Origin of the sequence: Kitasatospora sp. NPDC085879, assembly GCF_040686255.1 — a bacterium.
GTDB lineage: Bacteria > Actinomycetota > Actinomycetes > Streptomycetales > Streptomycetaceae > Kitasatospora.
In genome coordinates this window covers 1-17,645 of sequence record NZ_JBFBJZ010000004.1, presented here as the reverse complement: position 1 = coordinate 17,645, position 17,645 = coordinate 1, and the positions used below count along the sequence as shown (strand labels likewise).

Annotated in this window: 17 protein-coding genes; 7 read left to right on the top strand and 10 right to left on the bottom strand. The window is 73.7% G+C overall.

Annotated elements, in window-relative coordinates; genetic code table 11:
• Nucleotides 1–36 precede the first annotated feature (36 nt).
• From AB0P35_RS04600 to AB0P35_RS04575, 6 genes are all read right to left on the bottom strand, one after another.
• Nucleotides 37–315 (bottom strand): acyl carrier protein, encoded by a 279-nt coding sequence (locus AB0P35_RS04600; RefSeq protein WP_095874146.1) that lies wholly within the window; start codon nt 313–315, stop codon nt 37–39.
• On the bottom strand, nt 312–734 hold the full coding sequence (locus tag AB0P35_RS04595) for a cupin domain-containing protein (RefSeq protein ID WP_363506412.1): 423 nt from the start codon (nt 732–734) through the stop codon (nt 312–314). Before AB0P35_RS04595 ends, AB0P35_RS04600 begins: the two co-directional genes overlap by 4 nt.
• Before the next feature lie 67 nt (nt 735–801).
• Nucleotides 802–1,914, bottom strand: a complete 1,113-nt coding sequence (locus tag AB0P35_RS04590; protein ID WP_363506409.1) for an SIS domain-containing protein — start codon at nt 1,912–1,914, stop codon at nt 802–804.
• Entirely contained in the window at nt 1,911–2,726 is an 816-nt protein-coding gene (locus AB0P35_RS04585; protein ID WP_363506406.1) for a BtpA/SgcQ family protein, read from the bottom strand. Before AB0P35_RS04585 ends, AB0P35_RS04590 begins: the two co-directional genes overlap by 4 nt.
• Complete coding sequence (locus tag AB0P35_RS04580; protein WP_363506403.1) at nt 2,719–4,293, bottom strand: pyridoxal phosphate-dependent aminotransferase; 1,575 nt, start codon at nt 4,291–4,293, stop codon at nt 2,719–2,721. The genes AB0P35_RS04585 and AB0P35_RS04580 overlap by 8 nt, the downstream gene beginning before the upstream one ends.
• 109 nt (nt 4,294–4,402) lie before the next feature.
• Entirely contained in the window at nt 4,403–5,266 is an 864-nt protein-coding gene (locus AB0P35_RS04575) for a TauD/TfdA family dioxygenase (RefSeq protein ID WP_363506400.1), read from the bottom strand.
• A 338-nt stretch (nt 5,267–5,604) separates the two neighbouring features.
• Here AB0P35_RS04575 and AB0P35_RS04570 point away from each other — a divergent pair, with 338 nt between their 5' ends.
• The 7 genes from AB0P35_RS04570 to AB0P35_RS04540 all read left to right on the top strand — a co-directional run bounded on the left by AB0P35_RS04570 (nt 5,605) and on the right by AB0P35_RS04540 (nt 13,819).
• Nucleotides 5,605–6,993 carry an aldehyde dehydrogenase family protein gene (locus AB0P35_RS04570; RefSeq protein ID WP_363506397.1) on the top strand — a complete coding sequence of 463 codons (1,389 nt, stop codon included), beginning with the start codon at nt 5,605–5,607 and terminating at the stop codon, nt 6,991–6,993.
• Nucleotides 6,994–7,261: 268 nt separating this feature from the next.
• Complete coding sequence (locus tag AB0P35_RS04565) at nt 7,262–8,272, top strand: hypothetical protein (RefSeq protein WP_363506394.1); 1,011 nt, start codon at nt 7,262–7,264, stop codon at nt 8,270–8,272.
• 12 nt (nt 8,273–8,284) lie between these two features.
• Entirely contained in the window at nt 8,285–8,521 is a 237-nt protein-coding gene (locus AB0P35_RS04560) for an acyl carrier protein (protein WP_363506391.1), read from the top strand.
• Between the two features lie 14 nt (nt 8,522–8,535).
• On the top strand, nt 8,536–9,798 hold the full coding sequence (locus AB0P35_RS04555; protein ID WP_363506388.1) for an ATP-grasp domain-containing protein: 1,263 nt from the start codon (nt 8,536–8,538) through the stop codon (nt 9,796–9,798).
• A 36-nt stretch (nt 9,799–9,834) separates the two neighbouring features.
• Nucleotides 9,835–11,058 (top strand): MFS transporter, encoded by a 1,224-nt coding sequence (locus AB0P35_RS04550; protein ID WP_363506385.1) that lies wholly within the window; start codon nt 9,835–9,837, stop codon nt 11,056–11,058.
• Nucleotides 11,059–11,078: 20 nt separating this feature from the next.
• Nucleotides 11,079–12,554 (top strand): AMP-binding protein, encoded by a 1,476-nt coding sequence (locus tag AB0P35_RS04545; protein ID WP_363506382.1) that lies wholly within the window; start codon nt 11,079–11,081, stop codon nt 12,552–12,554.
• Complete coding sequence (locus AB0P35_RS04540; protein WP_363506379.1) at nt 12,551–13,819, top strand: condensation domain-containing protein; 1,269 nt, start codon at nt 12,551–12,553, stop codon at nt 13,817–13,819. Before AB0P35_RS04545 ends, AB0P35_RS04540 begins: the two co-directional genes overlap by 4 nt.
• Nucleotides 13,820–13,907: 88 nt before the next feature.
• Here AB0P35_RS04540 and AB0P35_RS04535 read toward each other — a convergent pair whose 3' ends face one another.
• The 4 genes from AB0P35_RS04535 to AB0P35_RS04520 all read right to left on the bottom strand — a co-directional run.
• Nucleotides 13,908–15,245 (bottom strand): glycosyltransferase, encoded by a 1,338-nt coding sequence (locus tag AB0P35_RS04535; RefSeq protein ID WP_363506376.1) that lies wholly within the window; start codon nt 15,243–15,245, stop codon nt 13,908–13,910.
• A complete protein-coding gene (locus tag AB0P35_RS04530) occupies nt 15,242–16,447 on the bottom strand; it encodes a 4Fe-4S cluster-binding domain-containing protein (RefSeq protein WP_363506373.1) in 1,206 nt (401 codons plus the stop codon). Before AB0P35_RS04530 ends, AB0P35_RS04535 begins: the two co-directional genes overlap by 4 nt.
• Entirely contained in the window at nt 16,444–16,962 is a 519-nt protein-coding gene (locus tag AB0P35_RS04525; RefSeq protein ID WP_363506370.1) for a hypothetical protein, read from the bottom strand. Before AB0P35_RS04525 ends, AB0P35_RS04530 begins: the two co-directional genes overlap by 4 nt.
• 92 nt (nt 16,963–17,054) lie before the next feature.
• Nucleotides 17,055–17,645, bottom strand: a 591-nt coding sequence (locus AB0P35_RS04520; protein WP_363506365.1) for a Type 1 glutamine amidotransferase-like domain-containing protein, incomplete at its 5' end; no start/stop codon positions are given.

The following is a 17,645-nucleotide window of genomic DNA, read 5'->3' as shown; positions in this document are numbered from 1 at the left end:
CCTCGTTCGGGGCCGGCGGGCGGGCGGCGGTCCTGGTCAGCGGGCGGTGCGGACGTCGAGGACGGCGTCGGCGAGTGTCCGGGCGGTGCGGAAGGTCTCGGCGGTGACCAGGTCGGGCGGGAACTCGACGCCCAGCGCCTCCTCGACCTCGACGAGCAGCCGGACCGTCCGGAGCGAGTCGAAGCCGAGCCCGTCGAGCGGCGCGTCGGGGTCGATCTCCGCCGACGGGTCGGCGGAGTCCGGCAGTTGGCTGCGCACCGTGGCGAGCACGGCGGCCAGCGCCTCGTCGGCGCCGGGCCGGTCGGGGGCGGTCACTCCTCCACCAGCGTCATGCGCTCGGCGGACTCCAGCGGCATGTGCGGGACGCCGAAGGCGAGGATCTCCAGCGGCTCGGGCACGTGCAGGTTGGTCTTCACCCCGTGCGCGTAGTTGGCGGGGACGAAGACGGTGTCGCCCTGGCCCATCTCGTAGTCGACGCCGTCGATGTGGATGTAGCCGCGGGAGCCGAGCACGTAGAGGATGTGCGCGCCGGGGTGGGTGTGCAGCTCGAACCTGGCGCCGCACTCCATGATGAGGCGGTCCGCGCCGATCGCGGTTCCGCCCTCGATCAGCTCCCCGGCACCGACGGTGCCGAGGATGCCGGGCAGGACCTGGCCGTTGGAGTCGACGAGCTTGACCTCGGGCGAGTCGAAGATGTTCCGGATGTGCCGCTGGGGATCGAAGGAGATGTCCACGGGTCTTGTCTTTCTGGAGTGGTGTCTCGGTCGTGCCGGAGGCGTGGCGCCGCCGCCCGGTCGGGTGTCAGTCGCCGGCCGGGCCGGCGGCCCGGTGGGACTGGAAGGGCAGGCGGCCGGTGTGCCGGGCCAGCCCGGTGGCCAGGTGCCCGGCGAACAGGTGGTAGAGCAGCGGGGAGAACTCCTCGCGCACGGCGCCGTGCACGCGGACGGTACGGAGGTTCGGGCCTTCGAGCGGGGGCGCGCCCTCGGGCAGGACGGCGACCACCCGGCGGCCGAGCGCGGCGGCGCGGGCGGCGAGGTCGACGGCGCGGTCGTGGGCGCCGCCCGGCGGGGCGAGGACGAGCAGCGGCATGTCGAGCGGGGCGGCGAACCGCTCGACGTGCCACCACTCCTCCAGGTCCTGGCCGAAGGCCATCGCCCCGGCGCCCTCGACGAGCTTCGCCGCGCAGTACTTGGCGGTGCCCTCACCGGGCCCGCTGCCCAGGACGGCGATCACCGGGCCCGCGGCGAGTTCGCGGCCGAGGTCCTCGCAGGGTCCTTGCAGGGCCCGCTCGGTGGCGTCGACGGCGGATGCGAGCGAGGCGATCTCGGCGACCTGATCGGGCCGGCCGGCCCCGCAGGGGCCGCCGAGCCGGACGGCGAGCAGCAGCAGGGCCAGCAGGCTGGCCTGGTAGGTGCGGATGCCGGGCGAGCGCTCCGGGTCGGGCGGCGCGACGGTGACGGCGGCGGCCGCGGCCCGGGCGAGCGGGCTGTCGGCGTCCCCGGTGACGGCGATGGTGGCGAGGCCCCGGGCACGGGCCCGGGCCACGCCCTGCAGGACGCGTTCGGTGCGGCCGGAGGAGGAGACGCCCACCACGAGCGGTGCGCCGCCCGTGTGGGCGGGCAGGTCGACGTGGTAGTCCAGGAAGCGCTGGGCGGAGAGCGGTTCGCAGTCGGTGCCGCCGAGCGTCTCGAAGGCCATCTCGGCGGCGCGCGCGGCGTGGTAGGAGTCGCCGTCACCGATCAGGCAGACCTTGGTGGGGCGGGTGCCGCCGAGCGCGGCGAGGGCGGTGCCGGTCTGCTCCCAGGTCGGTCCGGTGAGTGTGCGCAGGTCGGCGGCGAGCCGCCGGGTCTGCCGGGCCATGACCGCGACGTCGATGGGCGCGGCGGCCCGGTGCGTGGTGCCGGTGGTCGTCACGGCCGCTCCAGGGAACGGGCGATGTCCATGTAGGCCTTGACCCGGTCGGTGTCGATCCGGCCGCCCCAGCCGCCCTGTTCGAGGCAGGTGCCGACGAAGGCACCGTCGGCCTCGGCCAGCAGCCTGGCGGCATTGGCGTGGTCGGTGTGGCCGGCGAGCAGCACCGGCAGGCCGGGGGCGCAGCGGCGCACGGAGGCGATCGCGTCGAGGGTGTACTCCTCGTCGGGGCTGCCGAGGGAGACCGCGTCCGCGCCCATGCCGCGGGCGGCCCTGGCGACCTCGCCGGTCGGCTTGGGTTCGCCGAACCAGCGGAAGTGCATCGAGTCGACCTCGGCGATCACCCCGATGCCGTCCGCGGCTATCCGGCGGCGGTACTCGGCGGTGCGCAGCGGGTCCGCCTGGACCATGCCGTGCGGGGAGAGGGTCATGCCGACCAGGGCGCCGGCCCGGATGAAGGAGCCGCCGGCCACCTTGGCGACGGCGAGCGAGGCGCTCAGCGCGTTGCGCATGATCTGGACGCCGACCCGGAAGTCGGCGCCGCCGCCGGTGGCCCGGGTGACGGCGTCGACGACGAGGCCCATGGCGACGGCCCGCGCGGGGTCGCACTCGTCCTCGGTGCTGTAGACGCGGTCGACGGTCTGGACGAGGCAGCCGTCCGCGCCGCCGTCGCGCAGGGCGACGGCGGAGGCCACGGCGGTTTCGAGGATCTCCCCGAAGCCGCCCTCCTCATGGAAGGGGGTGCCGGGCAGCGGCTTGAGGTGGATCATGCCGATGACGGTCTTGCGGCCGGGGGCGAGGCGGAACTCAGACACCGGCGGCCTCCCGCTCGCCGACGGCCGCGCCGATCCGCCGCAGGGCGGGCGCCAGGTCCTCCCAGGCGCGGGCCGTGGTGATGCGCGCGACGCCGCCGGAGAAGCAGAAGTTGAGGATGCCCGGGTAGACGGACACGCCGGTGCTGCGGAGCAGGTCCCGGAAGCACAGGTAGGAGTCGTCCCACCGGTCGAAGCGGACGGCGGTGTTGATCGAGTACCGGGGCCGGACGACGTCGCCGACCCGGCAGAGTTCGGCGCCGGCCGCGTCGCGCAGCAGCTGCAGGCAGGACTCGCGGGCCCGGCGGTCGGCGCAGTAGGTGTCGTAGGCGGCGCGGAGCCGGTCCAGGGTGAGGCCGTAGGAGGACTCGAACTCACGGAGTTCGTCGGCGCCGGGCCGGGTCAGGCCGGTGATCATCCAGCGCTCCATCCGCGCCAGGACCTCGACCACCGTGTAGAAGAAGGAGGGCGGGCCGCCGAAGCTGGTGGAGGCGTACTCGTAGTAGTCGGCGATGAACGAACTGTCGGCGAGGATCCAGCCCACCTTGATGCCCGGTGCCGACCAGTTCTTCGACAGGCTGGACACCCGGATGACGTTGGGAGCGGAGCGCAGGACGGAGGCGGTGCGGGTCTCACCGAGCCACTCGTGGCACTCGTCGAGCACGATCATCGTGGTCGGCGAGGCGGTCTGGATCAGCCGGGCCAGTTCCTCCTCGTCGACGGCGGCGCCGGTGGGGTTGGCGGCGGTCTGCAGCAGGACGAACGGTGTCTGCGGGGTCAGGGCGGCGATCAGCGGGCCGAGTTCCATCACCCCGCCCTCGGTGCCGAGCGGCACCAGTCGGACGTTGCCGCGGCGGGCGATCGCCTCGACGAGCGGCGGGTAGTTGGGGGTGGCGCACAGGGCGGGGGTCGCGTCGGAGGAGCGGCCGGCCAGCACGTAGTCGGCCAGGGTGCTCACCGCGAAGGTGCCGCCCATGGTGAGTGCGACGTTGGCCGCGGTGTAGGTGGTGCCGGCGATCCGGGCGCTCTCGTAGGCGGCGACGGCCTCCCGGGCGGGGATGCGTCCGCAGGAGTCGGAGTAGCCGTACCAGTCGCGCTGCAGGGCGTACCTGATGCAGTCCTTGAGTGCCTCCGGGAGGCCCCAGTTGAGTTCGTCGACCGAGCCGCCGGAGAGCATCGTCCGCGCGTCGTCACGGAGTTCGCCGTAGAGGTCGTCACGGAAGTACCAGTTGAAGAGTTCCTTGACGAAGCGGACGGTCGACCGCGAGCCGAGCACCTCCTCCTCGGTGACCTCGCGGCGGACGCGGGAGTCGCGCCACAGGTCGGCCTGCCACTGCCGGGTGGTGGGGCCGCCGAGTTCGGTCTCCACCCGGCCGAGCCAGAGGTTGCGGAGTTCGATCGGGTCACCGGGGTCGACCGCTCTGCGGTAGACCTCCAGGGTCCGCTGGTCCACACCCGACAGGAAGGCACCGCTGTCGTGCGGGGTCTGCCACGCACCGGCGGCAGCCAGGCGCGCCTCGGTGGGCACGTCGATGCGGCGCGCCGGCGGCGTGGTGGCGAACAGCTGCATTACTTCTCCAGGGCATGACAGGTGAGCGAGCGGAGTGCCACGGCGACGGGACCCGGGTCGGCGCACGGCGGAAGGACGGTCCCGTGCGGGGACGCGGTGGAGGCGGGGGTCAGCGGATCCGGAGCCGCTTGAGGTGGCGCGGCCGGCCGACCGGCCCGACGGCGCCCGCGGTCCGGCCGTGGAAGAACCAGGTGTTGTCGATGACGACGAGGAGCCCGCGGGTCCAGGGGACGCCGTAGGCCTGCCGCGGCGCGTACATCCCGGCGAGCAGGCGGCGGATGGCGCGGTTGACCGTGTCGGGGTGGGCCTCGGGGGCGTCGCACACCCAGTGCAGCGGATCGCGCTGGAAGTCGCGGAAGGAGTAGACCGTGCGACCGTCCTCGCGGCGCGCCACGGTCGGCACGCCCGGGCGGCCCTCGTAGCGGGTGGCGGCCAGCAGGACGGCGTCCTCGGCGGAGAGGCGGTCGGCGACCGCGGCCATCGGGACGAGGACCGTGGCGGCGGACTCGCCGCTGCCGGGTTCCTCGCACATCAGGACGATGTACCGGGGCTGGTCGGCGGCGCTGCGGCCGCTGCCCTCGCTGTGCAGCGAGAGCGGTCCGGTGGCGAAGGGCTGGAGCGAGACGTCCTGCGTCCGGCCCGCGTCGGCCACCAGGTTGAGGACGATGCCGTCCTCGACGTAGGGCTGCACCGCGTCGTCGGTCTCGGGTATCGCCTCGCCCAGGAGGGCACCCAGAGCAACGAACTGATCGTGCGTCAGTGATTCGTCCAGGTGCACGACGGCGAGGCCGTACTCCCGGAGGTTGTGCAGCAGCCGGTCGGCGCCGGCCTCGAGGAAGCCGTCGGCCGCGGCCGGAAAGCCCACCGCGGGCGGCGGGAGTTCGGAATCGACGGAGAGGAGTCGGCGTCGAAGGCGACAGTGCTCGTCGGCCTCGTCCTCGGAAAAACAACTAGCGAGCACGGTATCCCCCATGAGCCCGGCGACGAATTCGCGATCCCGGAATCGGGTCTGCGCCGACCCGCTCGCGCACACTGCGCGGGGCTCGCCGGCAAATGATCATTACGACCGCACGTGAGACGTCAGCTGCACCACACAAGCCGAGGTGCAGCCCGCAAGCGCCAGTTAACCCCATAGATCGCCCACTGCCTAGATCTTGACTCGTCCGGCGGATGCTGGGTGCACCGGTTCATCCGATATGGATCCGCCTATCACCGTTTGGTGACGGTATGTCACATCCGCGCACGGGGAGCGCAGTCCGCCGACTGCGAATCACCGCCCGTCAGCACCCGAATGGCCTATGCTCTGCTCGCATGTCGACGAGTTCGCACACCCGTCAGGCCGATTCCGCCCGGGACGCCCGGAGCGCCCTCACCGATCCTCGAACAGGAAGACTCCGGGAGGGATTCCCGATCTCCCGCGAGCAGGACGTCGCCGCCCGCGTCGAGGCCTCCCGGGCCGCTCAGCGCGGCTGGGCGGCCCTCACCCCGGCCGTACGCTCGCGGCGCCTGCTGCGGCTGGCGGACCGGATCGAGGACCGCCGCTCGGAGTACGCCCTGGCCGAGCGGGCCGGCACCGGCAAGCCGCTCGCGGAGGCCGAGGCGGAGATCGTCGGCGCGGCCGACGTGGTGCGGTTCTACGCGGGTGCCGCGCGCACCGAGGCCGTCCCCGCCGCGGGCCGGCGGATGGACGACCGCGAGAGCTGGGTCCGCTGGGAGCCGCTCGGCGTGGTCGCCGCGATCGTGCCGTGGAACTACCCGCTGATGATGGCGGCGTGGCGGTTCGGGCCGGCCCTGGCGGTCGGCAACTCGGTGCTCCTCAAGCCCGCCGAGACCACCCCGGACACCGCGCTGCTGCTCGCCGCGGACGCCGCCGAACTCCTCGGCGAGCACGTGCTGAGCACCCTGACCGGGGACCGCGAGACCGGCCGACTGCTCGTGGAGAGCCCGGTGGACGCGGTCGCCTTCACCGGCAGCACCGCGGGCGGCCTGGACGTGGCCCGGCGGGCCGGGCTCCGGCCGGTCAGCCTGGAGCTGGGCGGCAACTGCCCCGTCCTGGTGATGCCGGACGCGCCCGCCCACACGTACGCCTCGCTGGCCGCCGCCTCGACGTACAACGCGGGGCAGAGCTGCGCGGCGCCCGCCCGGGTCATCACCCTGCCGGAGAACTACGCCCGCACGGTCGAGGGGCTCTCCGCGGCGATGTCCTCGCTCACCGCCGGGATCGACTTCGGTCCGCTGAACAACCCGGACCAGGCGGCCCGCTACGACCGGCTCCTCGGCGCCTCCGCCGCGGGGATCCGGGCCTGCGGCGCGGTCAAGCCGGGGGCCGGTGAGGAGGACGGGTACTGGCGTCCCGCGGCGGTCCTCGCGGACCTGCCGGACGACGACCCGGCGGTCCGAGAGGAGGTCTTCGGCCCGGTGCTCACCGTCCAGCAGGCCCGGGACACCGAGCACGCCGTCCGGCTGGCCAACGGCCTTCCGCAGGCCCTGGCCGGCAGCGTCTGGAGCACCGACACGGGCACCGCGCTGGAGCTCGCGGCGGCGCTGGACTGCGGCGAGGCGTGGGTCAACTGCCACCTGGACCAGACTCCGGAGCTGCCGCACGGCGGCCGGCGCGGGTCCGGCCACGGCACCGACCTGAGCACCCTGGCACTGGGCGAGTACCAGCGCCCCAAGTGCGTGACCGTACGACTGAATTGATCATCCCGTGATCCGCCGTTCCGTTCCCGGCGGCGATGTCCGCCGGGAACGCGCACTCTGACACTGAATCGGACCCGATGTCCGATTCGAAATCCGGCCGGAGCAGCACGGGCAATATGCGGATCCGTCAATTCCGTTAAATCGGAATGGTGTTCGGAACACCGTGCTAGCATCCACGGGCATGCTCCCCTGATCCACTCCTCCTCAGCGACCTGGTGACAATGAGCAACATGCGCACGCGTTCCGCCGGTACCTGGATTTGAGCGCCGTGGAAACCCGCCTCGTGGCGGTGGACGAAATTCCGCGGAATCTCTCGGACTCGCCGTGGAACGCCTCCTCCGTGTCACTGCTGCCGGACCGGCTGGGCCGGCCGTACTCCGCTGCGGCATGGCACTCCCGGGTGGTACTGGCGACCCGCGGCGGCACCGTCCTCGGCATGCTGCCCGTCCAGCGGCCCAAGGCGGGCGCCGGACCGGGCCCGGTCGATCCGGCCGCCCTGGTGCCCGAGCTGTTCGACGGGCCGGCGCACGCCCACCTCTTCCTCGGCGGTTGCACCGACCTCGTCTCCGGCGCGGCCGTCGCGGCCGGCCTGCCGCCGGCCGAGGCCGCCGCGGTGCGGAGGGCGCTGGTCGCCGCCGGACGCGAGGCGGCCCTGGCGGAGGGCCTGGTCCCGATCGCGCTGTACGTCCGCGACGAGGAGATGGGCGCATTCCCGGCGGAGGACGGCTGGCGGGCCGAGCGGATCGCGCAGGTCTCCACGATCCACGTCCCGGCCGACGACGCCGCCTACCTGGCCGGGCTGGGCGCGAGCGGCCGGCGCACCGTGCTGAAGGACCGGCGGGCGGCGGCGGACTGCGGCCTGGCCACCACCGTCCGGCCCGCCGCCGAGGTGGTCGCGGAGGCCGCCGAACTCGTCGGGCAGGTCAAGCGGCGGCACGGGCTGGCCGACCCCGTCCGCCTGATCCGCATGCGGCTGGCGCAGTGGGCGGCCGACCCGGTGGGCGAGCGCATCGCCTTCGCGGTGTCCGGCCCGGACGGCCTGCTCGCCGTCACCCTCGCCTGTGTCGTCGGCCCGCGCCTGGAGATCTACGAGACGGGCCTGGTCGACGAGCACGAGCACCGCCACGAGGCGTACGCGGAGAGCCTGTTCCAGGCCCCGGTCCGCCACGCCCTGGCGCACGGCCTGACCGCCGTCGACCTGGGGCTCGACGCCGAGACGCCCAAGACCCGGCGGGGCGCGGTGCTGTCCCCCGTCTGGGCCGTGGGCCCGAAACCCTGAGAGAGGACCGCCATGGAAAGCGCTGTTGTCGACGATGTGGTGCGCGCGGAGTGGTGCGACGTGCTGGACGTCGAATCCCCCGCGCCGGACGACGACTTCTTCGGCCTCGGCGGCAACTCGCTGCTCGCCGTCACCCTGATCGAGCGGATCGAGGCGCGGCTGGAGATCGAGATCCCGCTGGAGGACTTCTTCGTCGACGGCCGCCTGGCGACCCTGCTCGACGGCGCCCGTTCCGCCACCGCGCGGTAGCGGGCGGCCGACCCATGTCCGAATCCGTCGCCCTCCCCCGCATCGGGGTCTGTCATGCGCCTGACGGCGCGGCCAACCTCCGCGAGATCTACGTCGCGGCCCGGGGGCTCTGCGAGGTGGTCCTGCTGGTGGACCCGCGGACGGCCGCGCTGGAGGACTTCATGGCGGTCGCCCGCCGCTTCTTCGAGTGCCGCACGGTGCCCGAGGACGGGCACGCCGCGTTCCTCGCCCCGCTGGGCCTGCGCGGCGCCACCACCTTCCACGACGACCTGCTGGACACGGCGGACCTGCTGCACGGCCTGCTGCACCCCGGCGCCGCCTCCACGGTGGAGCGGCCCTGGGACAAACTGGTCCAGCGCCGGCTGCTGCACCGGGCCGGCCTGACCGCGGTGCGGGCCGCGGCCGTCGACGGCCCGGCCGACCTGGCACGGGAGTTCGCCGCGCTCGGCGGCCCCTGCGTGCTGAAGCCGCGCCGCGCCGCCGGAGGGCGGGGCATCGCCTTCCTCGACGGCGAGGAGGACCTGCGCCGGCAGCTCGGCGTCCGCACCGACTGGTCGGACCTGATGCTGGAGACCCGGATCGAGCCGGCGCCGCACCCGTCCGGCGTGGGCTGGCTGGGCAGTCTCGTCTCGGTGGAGACGGTGACCTTCGACAGGAACCGCCTCCACCTGGGCGTCCTGGACAAGCTGCCGGTCGCGGTCGCGCGCGGTGCCGGCCGGGACGGTGCCGACGCCGTCAACGTGCAGGGCGACCTCCTGCCGTCCCGGCTCCCGGACCGGCTCCGCCGCGAGGCCGCGGAGTACACCGGCCGGATCCTCGACGCCCTGGACGTCGGCCCCCGGGTGACCCACACCGAGCTGCAGCTGACCCCGGACGGCTTCGAGCTCATCGAGGTGAACGGCCGGCTGGCGGGGCACACCGCCCGGCTCTTCCGGCTGGTGGACGGCCCCGATCCGGTCCGCGTCGCGCTGCAGGTCGCGCTCGGCGAGCCACCGGAGGCCGACCTCTCGGCGATGCGCGGCGCGGCCGCCGGCCTGTTCCCGACCTTCGCGGACCGGGACGGCGACGTGCGCACCGGCCTGCGCGCACGCGACCTGCGGGCCCTGCCCGGGGTCCGCGCCGTGGACGAGCTGGCCCGGCCCGGCGACCCCAAGTCGGCCACCCAGTACCGGATGGCCAACGTGACGGTGCGCGGCGAGGACCGGCCGTCGCTCGACACCGCCGTGGACGAGGTGCTTCGCGCCCTCGCGGCCGGCTTCGCCCCCGCAGGCCGGTAATCCGGTCCCACCCCCGTTCGAACGTCCCGAGGAACCATGAAACTGGCCCAGGCCTTCCAGCCGTTCACGCACCGTCAGTTCCGCTACCAGTACGCCGGCTTCTCCATCTCCGTCCTGGGGAACATGGTGAGCCTGGTCGCGCTGACCGTCGGACTGCTCCAGGCGACCGGCTCGGGCGCCACCGCCGGTATCGCGCTCGGCGCGAGCACCGTGCCGCTGGTGGTCTTCGTGCTGCTCGGCGGCGTGTGGGCGGACCGCCTGCCGCGCCACCACGTGATGGCCGCCATGGACACGGTGCGGGCCGCGGTGCAGTTCGGCGTCGCCGCGATGGTGCTGCTCGACCGGGTGAACCTGGTGCTGCTGATCGTCCTGCAGGTGCTCTTCGGCACCGCCCAGGCCTTCCACCTGCCGGCCTCCTCCGGGCTGACCAGGTTCACCGTGCCCGCCGAACGGATGCAGCAGGCCAACAGCCTGCTGTCGTTCACCCGCAGTGTGTCCGGGGTGGTCGGGCCGCTCGTCGCCGGGCTGCTGATCTCGACCGTCGGCGCGGGCTGGGCGCTCGCCCTGGACGGCGCCTCCTTCCTGGTCGGCGCGTTCTGCGCGACCAGGATCCGACTCCCGCAGACCGCCCGGCGCTCGGACGGCTCCACCTTCGGTGAACTGGCCAGGGGCTTCCGCCTGGTGCGCGGCACCCCGTGGATCTGGACCAGTCTCACCGGGTTCATGGCCACCCACGTCGCGGTCGCCGTCTTCATGGTGGTCGGTCCGATCCTGGCCCTGCAGGAGAAGTCCGGGGCGCTGAGCTGGGCGGTGGTCGTCGCCGCGCTGGGCGCCGGCGACGTCCTCGGCGACCTGGTGCTGCTCCGCTTCCAGCCCGCGCGCCCCATGCTGGCCGCGCGCCTGGCCGAACTGCTGCTGGTGCCCGCACTGCTGCTGGTCGCCTCCGGTGCGCCGGCCGCCGTCCAGGCCGCGGCGCTGGCGCTGGCCGGCGCGGGCATGACGGCGGCGGACTCGCTGTGGCTCACCACCATGCAGCAGCACGTCCCGGACGACGCGCTGTCGAAGGTCTCGTCCTACGACTGGCTGAGCTCGTCCGCGCTGCGGCCGGTCGGCTACGCCCTGGGCGCGGTCGCGGCCTCCGTCGGGGTGGCGGCGAGCCTGAGCGTGCTGGCCCTGCTGGTCGCGGTGCCCCGGGTGGTCAGCCTCGGCTATCCGAGCGTGCGCCGGCTGCAGGCCCGCACCGAAGCCCTGGTGAGCTGAGAGGAAGGACCGGAGAACCGATGCGCGACATCGTCACCGCGGTCGAGGAGGCGGTGGTCCGCCACCCCGACCTGCCGGCCCTGCGGATCGACGGCCGGGACGTCTCCTACGCGGAGCTGTGGGAGGGCTCGTCGGCGGTCGCCGCCCGGCTCGGCCCGCAACCGGGCCGGGTGGGCCTGCGATTCGACAAGTCCCTGCACACCTACACGGCCTATCTCGGCATCCTCCGCAGCGGCGGGGCCGTGCTGCCGATCAGCCCGCGCTGGCCGGAGAGCCGGGTGGCCGACATCGTGCGGGAGGCCCGCCCCGCCCTGCTGCTGGCGGACTCGGCCGAGCCGGTGCCCGCCGAGGCCGCGGGCGTCCGGCAGGTCCGACCGGCGGACCTGCCCGCCGCCGGCCCGGTGGCCGGCGGCGACCGGCCTCCGGAGGGCGAGGCGTACCTGATCTACACCTCGGGGTCGACCGGCAGGCCGAAGGGCGTGCCGGTCACGCACGCCGCTCTCGCCGGCTACCTCGGCCACGTGGTCGACCTGTACGAACTCGGGCCGGGGGCGCGGGTGGCACAGGCCGCCGACCTGTCCTTCGACGCCTCGGTGTTCGAGATCCTGGCGTCCTGGGCGTCCGGCGCCACGCTGGTGGTCGCCGGGTTCCGCGCCTGGCTGAGCCCGGTGCGGTTCCTGGCCGAGCACGCGATCACCCACCTGGACACCGTCCCCTCGGTGATCGCGCTGGCCCGCCGTACCAGGGCGCTGAAACCCGGGTCGCTGCCGGACCTGCGCTGGAGCATGTTCAGCGGCGAGCAGCTGACCTTCGAGGCCGCGGCGGCCTGGAAGGCGGCCGCACCGCACGGCGTGATCGAGAACAACTACGGGCCGACCGAGCTGGCGGGCGTCTGCGCGAACCACCGCCTCCCGGACGACCCGGCCGACTGGCTGCCGACCGGCAACGGCACGGTGCCCATCGGCGCCGTCTACCCGCACCTGGAGTCGGTGCTGGTCGGCCCGGACGGCCGGCCGGCCGACGAGGGCGAACTCTGTGTCCGGGGCGTCCAGCGGTTCCCCGGGTACGTCGACCCGGCGGCCAACGCCGGCCGGTTCTTCCGTGAGGACGGCGGGTTCGCGGTGGTGCGGGGCGCGCCCCGGCCGGACGACTGGTACCGCACCGGGGACCGGGTCCGCCGGGAGCACGGGGCGCTGGTGCACCTCGGCCGGGTCGACCGGCAGGTCAAGCTGCGAGGGTACCGGGTGGAGCTGGACGAGGTCGAGGCCGCCGTGCGCAGCCACCCGGCGGTCCGCGAGGCGGCCGTCCTGGTCGCCGACGCACAGTTGGTGGCGGTGTACGCCGCGGACGCCGACGGGCCGGCCTCGGCCGAGCTGCGCGGCCACGTCGCGGCCCGGCTGCCGGACTACATGGTCCCGGTCACCTGGCGCCGGGTGGACCGGCTGCCGACCAATCAGAACGGCAAGCTGGACCGGACCGCGTTGGAGGGCCGATGAGCACCGGGCCCGTCCCGCTGTCGCACAGCCAGCAGCGGTTCCTGCTGGACGAGAGCCTCGCCCCGGGGCAGGACGACAACCAGGTGGTGCTGCCCTACCTGCTGACCGGGCCGGTCGACCCGGCCGCGCTCGCCGCGGCCTTCGACGACGTGGTCCGGCGGCACCCCGGGCTGCGCAGCGTGTTCCGCTGGGACGGCGACCTGGGCCCCGTGCAGGAGGTGCTGCCCTTCGACCCGGTCCGCACCCCGCTGGTCGCGACGCCCGTCGCGGACCCTTCCCGGCCGGTGGCGGAGACCGCCGCGGCCCTGTGCGCCGACTGGTGGCGGCAGCCGTTCGACCTGGAGGAGGAACCGCCGCTGCGGGCCCGCCTCGGCCGGCTGGGCGACGAACGGTGGCTGCTCTGCCTGAGCCTGCACCACATCGTCTTCGACGGCCGGTCGGAGCAGGTGCTGCTGGACGACCTGGGCGCGGCCTACGCGGCCCGGGCCGCCGGCCGGCAGCCGGACCTCCCGCCCGTGCCGGGCTTCCACGACTACGCCCGCTGGGAGGCGCAGCACGTCGCGGCGTGGAAGGAGCGCGACCTGCCGTTCTGGCGGGACATGCTGGGCGGGGAGTGCCCGCGGCTGCTGCCGGCCGCCGCGCAGGAGCAGGCGCCGCGCCGGGACCACGAGGTGGTCCTGGACCCCGCCGCGGTCGAGGGGGTGCTGGCTGCCGTCCGGGAGGCCCGGGCCCTCCCGCTGGCGGCGGTGCTCTGCGGCACGGCGCACGGCCTGGAGCGCGCGTTCGGTGCGGACCGGCTGCACCTGGCCACGATCTCGTCCGGACGTTTCGAGCGGGCCTTCCACTCCGTGGTGGGGTGCTTCGTCAATCCGATCGTGCTGCCGATGGCGGCCGACGGGCGGGAGCCGGCGGAGTTCGTCCGGGCGACCGGGCGGGCGGTGTTCCAGGGGCTGCGGCACGCCCGTACCCCGTTCGACGAGGTCGTCCGGGCGGTGCGGCCCGGCGGGGCGCAGGACGGGCTGTGGAGCGCGATGGTGGCGTTCCAGTTGCCGACGCCGGGCGGGCGGTTCGGCGGGGACGGGATCGGCTACCGGCCGGTGCGGGTGGCCGCACCCCGGGCCGGTGCGGGGCTGCTGGTGGAGGTGGAGCCGTCGGCGGACGGCGCCTGGTCGGTGGCCGCCCGCTGGCGGGAGGACCTCGTCGCGGAGGCCGCCGGGCGCCGGGTGGTCGAGGGGCTGGCGGAGTTCCTGACGACGCTGGCCTGACCTGCCGCCTCCTCGGTGTGCGAGCGCGGTCGGTGTGCGGGACGGTCGGCGGCGGGTCCGGGTGTCCGGGCCGGCCGCCGACCGGCGGTCAGCGGCCGGCCGTCCGTGCGCCGAGCGCGACCACGAGCCCGGCGGCCCGGGCGGGGCCGCCTGCGGCCGCCATGGTCTCGGCCAGCCGGCCGCAGACCGCCCGGTGCGCGGGGTCGTGCAGGGCCTCGTCGACGGCCCGCCCGAGCGTCTCGGCCGTGACGGTGGCGAACGGGTCGCGGAGGTCCCAGTACGCGACGGCGGCCCCGTTCGCGGTGGCGATCTCCGCGTTGGTGATCTGGTCGCCGGCGCCGGGCAGCGACACCATCGGAACGCCCGCGAGGATGCTCTCGGTGGTGGAGTTCATCCCGTGGTGGGTGATGAAGACGTCCGCGTGGGACTCGAGGAGTTCCAGCTGCGGCAGGAAGGCCCGGACCACGAAGTTGTCCGGCCAGTCGGGCTCGTCCGCCTCGGTCAGGACCGAGCCGGTCGCCGCCACCACGAGCACGTCCGGCCGGTCGGCGAAGGCGGTGACCAGGTGGCCGAGCATCCGCAGCAGGAAGTCCCGGCCGGTGGCGGCGCCGCCGACCGGAGAGTGGAACCGGAAGTCGGTGAGCACGGTGCCGAGGGAGAACAGCACGATGCTCCGGCCGTCCTTCCTGGCCCTCGTCAGCCGCTCGTACGGGAAGTCCGGGTCGAACCGCGGGGTGCGGCGCTGCCGCGGGACTGCCGCCGGCGGCGGCCGGAACCGGGCCCGGCCGACGGACGGGCCGACGTACTCGTAGACCCCGGTGGAGCGCGCCAGCAGGGCCAGCAGGTTCGGGGTGGTGCTGTCGGGCTCGCGGGCGAGCGACTCGACCGCCGTGACGATCGAGAGGTCGTCCGAGGGGAAGAGCACGGGCAGGTGGCCCTCGCCGAGCAGGTCCGCGCCGGTGAGCCGCCGGTAGTGCTCGTTGGCCGCGTCCAGTTCGGGGTGCGGGGCGCCGTGGTGGGCGACGAAGTCCTCGCCCAGCGCCCCGTAGCCGGGGAAGGTGACCAGCGACGCGGAGGGGACGCCGAGCGCACGGGCCGCGAGCGCGCCGTGCACCGAGAAGACGTCGTACAGCACCGCGTCCGGTGCGAACTCCTTCGCCCGGTCGAGGTGTTCGGCGATCACGGAGGTCGGCCGGACGAAGCTCTTGTACGCCAGGTCGGAGAGCGAGGGCGGCGCCGGCCGGGGGTCGGCGCCGAGCTCGATCGGGACGTGCCGCGCCCCGGCCTCCGTGAACGACGGGGCCAGTACGGGCGAGCCGAAGCTGCGCACCTCGGTGACCCCGTCGTGGGCGGCGAGCGCGGTGACGACGGCGAGCAGCGGGTTGACGTGCCCGATCGCGTCGATCGGGAAGACGGCGATCCTCATACCAGCGGGAGCGGCCTGCGGGTCTGGATCGCCGGCTCGATCCGCGGGGTCCGGTAGTCCCGGCCGTTGCAGAAGGAGCAGGCGGTGAGGTGCGTCGACCGCCCGTAGAGGCGGCGGATGTCGGCCCGCAGTTCGGCGCCGGCGCGGTCGCCGGTCAGGTCGACGACGTCGGCCGACGTCTCCGGGACGGCACCGAGGTTGGTGCCGTTGGCGGAGAACGGGCAGCGGTACAGCTTGCCGTTCAGCAGGGTCAGGACGTCGTTGACGCAGCAGTTCTGGAACATGTCGTCGAGCTCCTCGGCGCTGCGCTCGACGAACTTGATCCGACCCGAGTCGGTCCACACCGGGATCTTGCTGAGGTTGGCGATGCCGTGCGCGTCGAGCACCTCGATGAGTTCGTCGTGCTTCCGGGAGTGGGTGCCGTAGTTGGTGATGTCGACGACGACCTTGTCGTTCTTCAGGCACTCGAGGTTCTCGCCGCGCGGGACGATCGTGGCGTTGGTGTACACCACGACCTTCTCGACGCCCTCGTACCCGGTGAGCTTGTCGATCACCCGGTGCACGCGGGGGTTGACGAAGGGTTCGCCGCCGAGCACCCGGAACTCGTAGATCCCGTCGATGCTGTCCATGATCCGGTCGACCGCGCTCTCCAGCAGGTCGAGGTCGCTGTGCTTCGGCTTGGTGTAGTACTGCATCAGGTTGGAGCAGTCCTGGCACTTCATCGAGCAGGCCTCGGTCACCACGACGTCGAGGTACTTCAGCACCAGGGCCTCGGAGGCGCGCTCCTCGGCCTTGAGACACTCGCGCTTGTGCAGCGCGATCTTCCGTTCGATGAAGACCGGCTCCATCCCGGTGTCCGAGCCGGTGAAGTCGAAGCCGTCGAGCAGGTCCACGCAGGTGTGGATGCGGGTGAAGCCCATCCCGCGGAGCCGGTCGGTCATCGACTCCAGGTAGTTCCCGCAGAGGAACACATGGGTGTCGCCGGGGAGTTCGGCCAGCTGCTCGGGCGCCCGGACCTCCAGGCCGCGGACGGTGGTCCCGTGCTTGACGGCGCGGCCGTCGGAGAAGCAGGTCACCCGCACGCCGAGCCGGGTGAGCGCGTAGTGCGCCATGACGCCGAGGTCGCCGGCGCCGAAGAGCACCACCGGCGTGTCGCCGGAGAGCAGTTCGGCCACCACGGCGGGGGCGGTGTATGTGGTCATCGAGGTTTCTCCCCCGGTCGAAGAGTCCGCTGGAGACGGACGTAGCGTCGGCCCGTCTCGTCCGCGTGTACGGGGCCGTGCTGCTCGAACCCGAGGTCGGCCAGCATGGCGCGGGTGTTCACAAGGTCCGGATTCGCCTCCGCGCGCAGCGCGTCCGCGCCCGTCCCGCCGGCGAGCTGCACGGCCTTGCGGACGCAGCGCACCCCCATCAGGGTGCCGTCGGCCAGCAGGTCCGGTGCCACGGCGAGCCGGCTGAGGTACACCGGGTTGCTCGCGGGCGGGTAGTCGTCCGTCGCCGGCTCGGGACGCGGCGCGGTGGTCAGGGTGAACATGGCGACGGCCCGGCCGTCGCTGCGCAGCAGGTGAACGGCGCCCAGGCGCACCAGGGCCTCGGTCGTCGCGAGGCTGCGGTCGGGCGCAGCCGTACCCGACCGCTCCGCCTGGTGGGCGTCGCACGCACGCAGCAGCGCGTGCACCTCGGCCGCATCACCTGCGCGTTCCCAGACAGCGGTCATATTTCCCTCCGGTCCGGAGAACAGGGAGAAGTGCTGCCGCGCGCATCTCCCGGAAAGGGGCCGGAAATCCGGTGCACGGCTTTTGGGTGATTTCAGCCCACGACGGTCCTGGACTCGCCGTCGACGACGATGGCCTGTCCGTCGCGAATGGCGATGAAAGGAATGTGGTGATCGGTGAAGTAGCCGATCGAGCGGTCGATCTCCGCGGATTCCGGGTGGTCGGACTTGTAGTGCGGGGCGATCACGTAGGGCAGCACGCCGAGGCAGTCCCAGTCCATCACGGTGTCCTGGTAGCCGTCGGGGACGAGGTCGGGGTTGTCGATCTCGCCGTCGATGCCGCGCAGGGTCGGCCCCAGCATGCAGGGGCCCGCGCTGTAGCCGGCGTAGACGAAGGCGTCCTCGGCCAGCAGGCGGCGGATCACGTCGTCGGCGCCGCTGCTCACGAACGCCCGGCGCAGCACGAAGGCGCTGCCGCCGCGGACGTAGACCAGGTCGACGCCGGAGAGCACCTCGGCCAGCGCCTCGGGGCGGCCGAAGTACTCGCGCAGGTCGACCTCGAAGGGCTGCAGGCCGACGCTCTCCAGCTCCTCCACCTCACGCTTGAGCGAGGCCGCGCGGGCCTCGGTGTCCTTGTAGTCGTCGGCGTTGATGATCAGAGCGGTGCGCCGCCCCTCGCCCAGCAG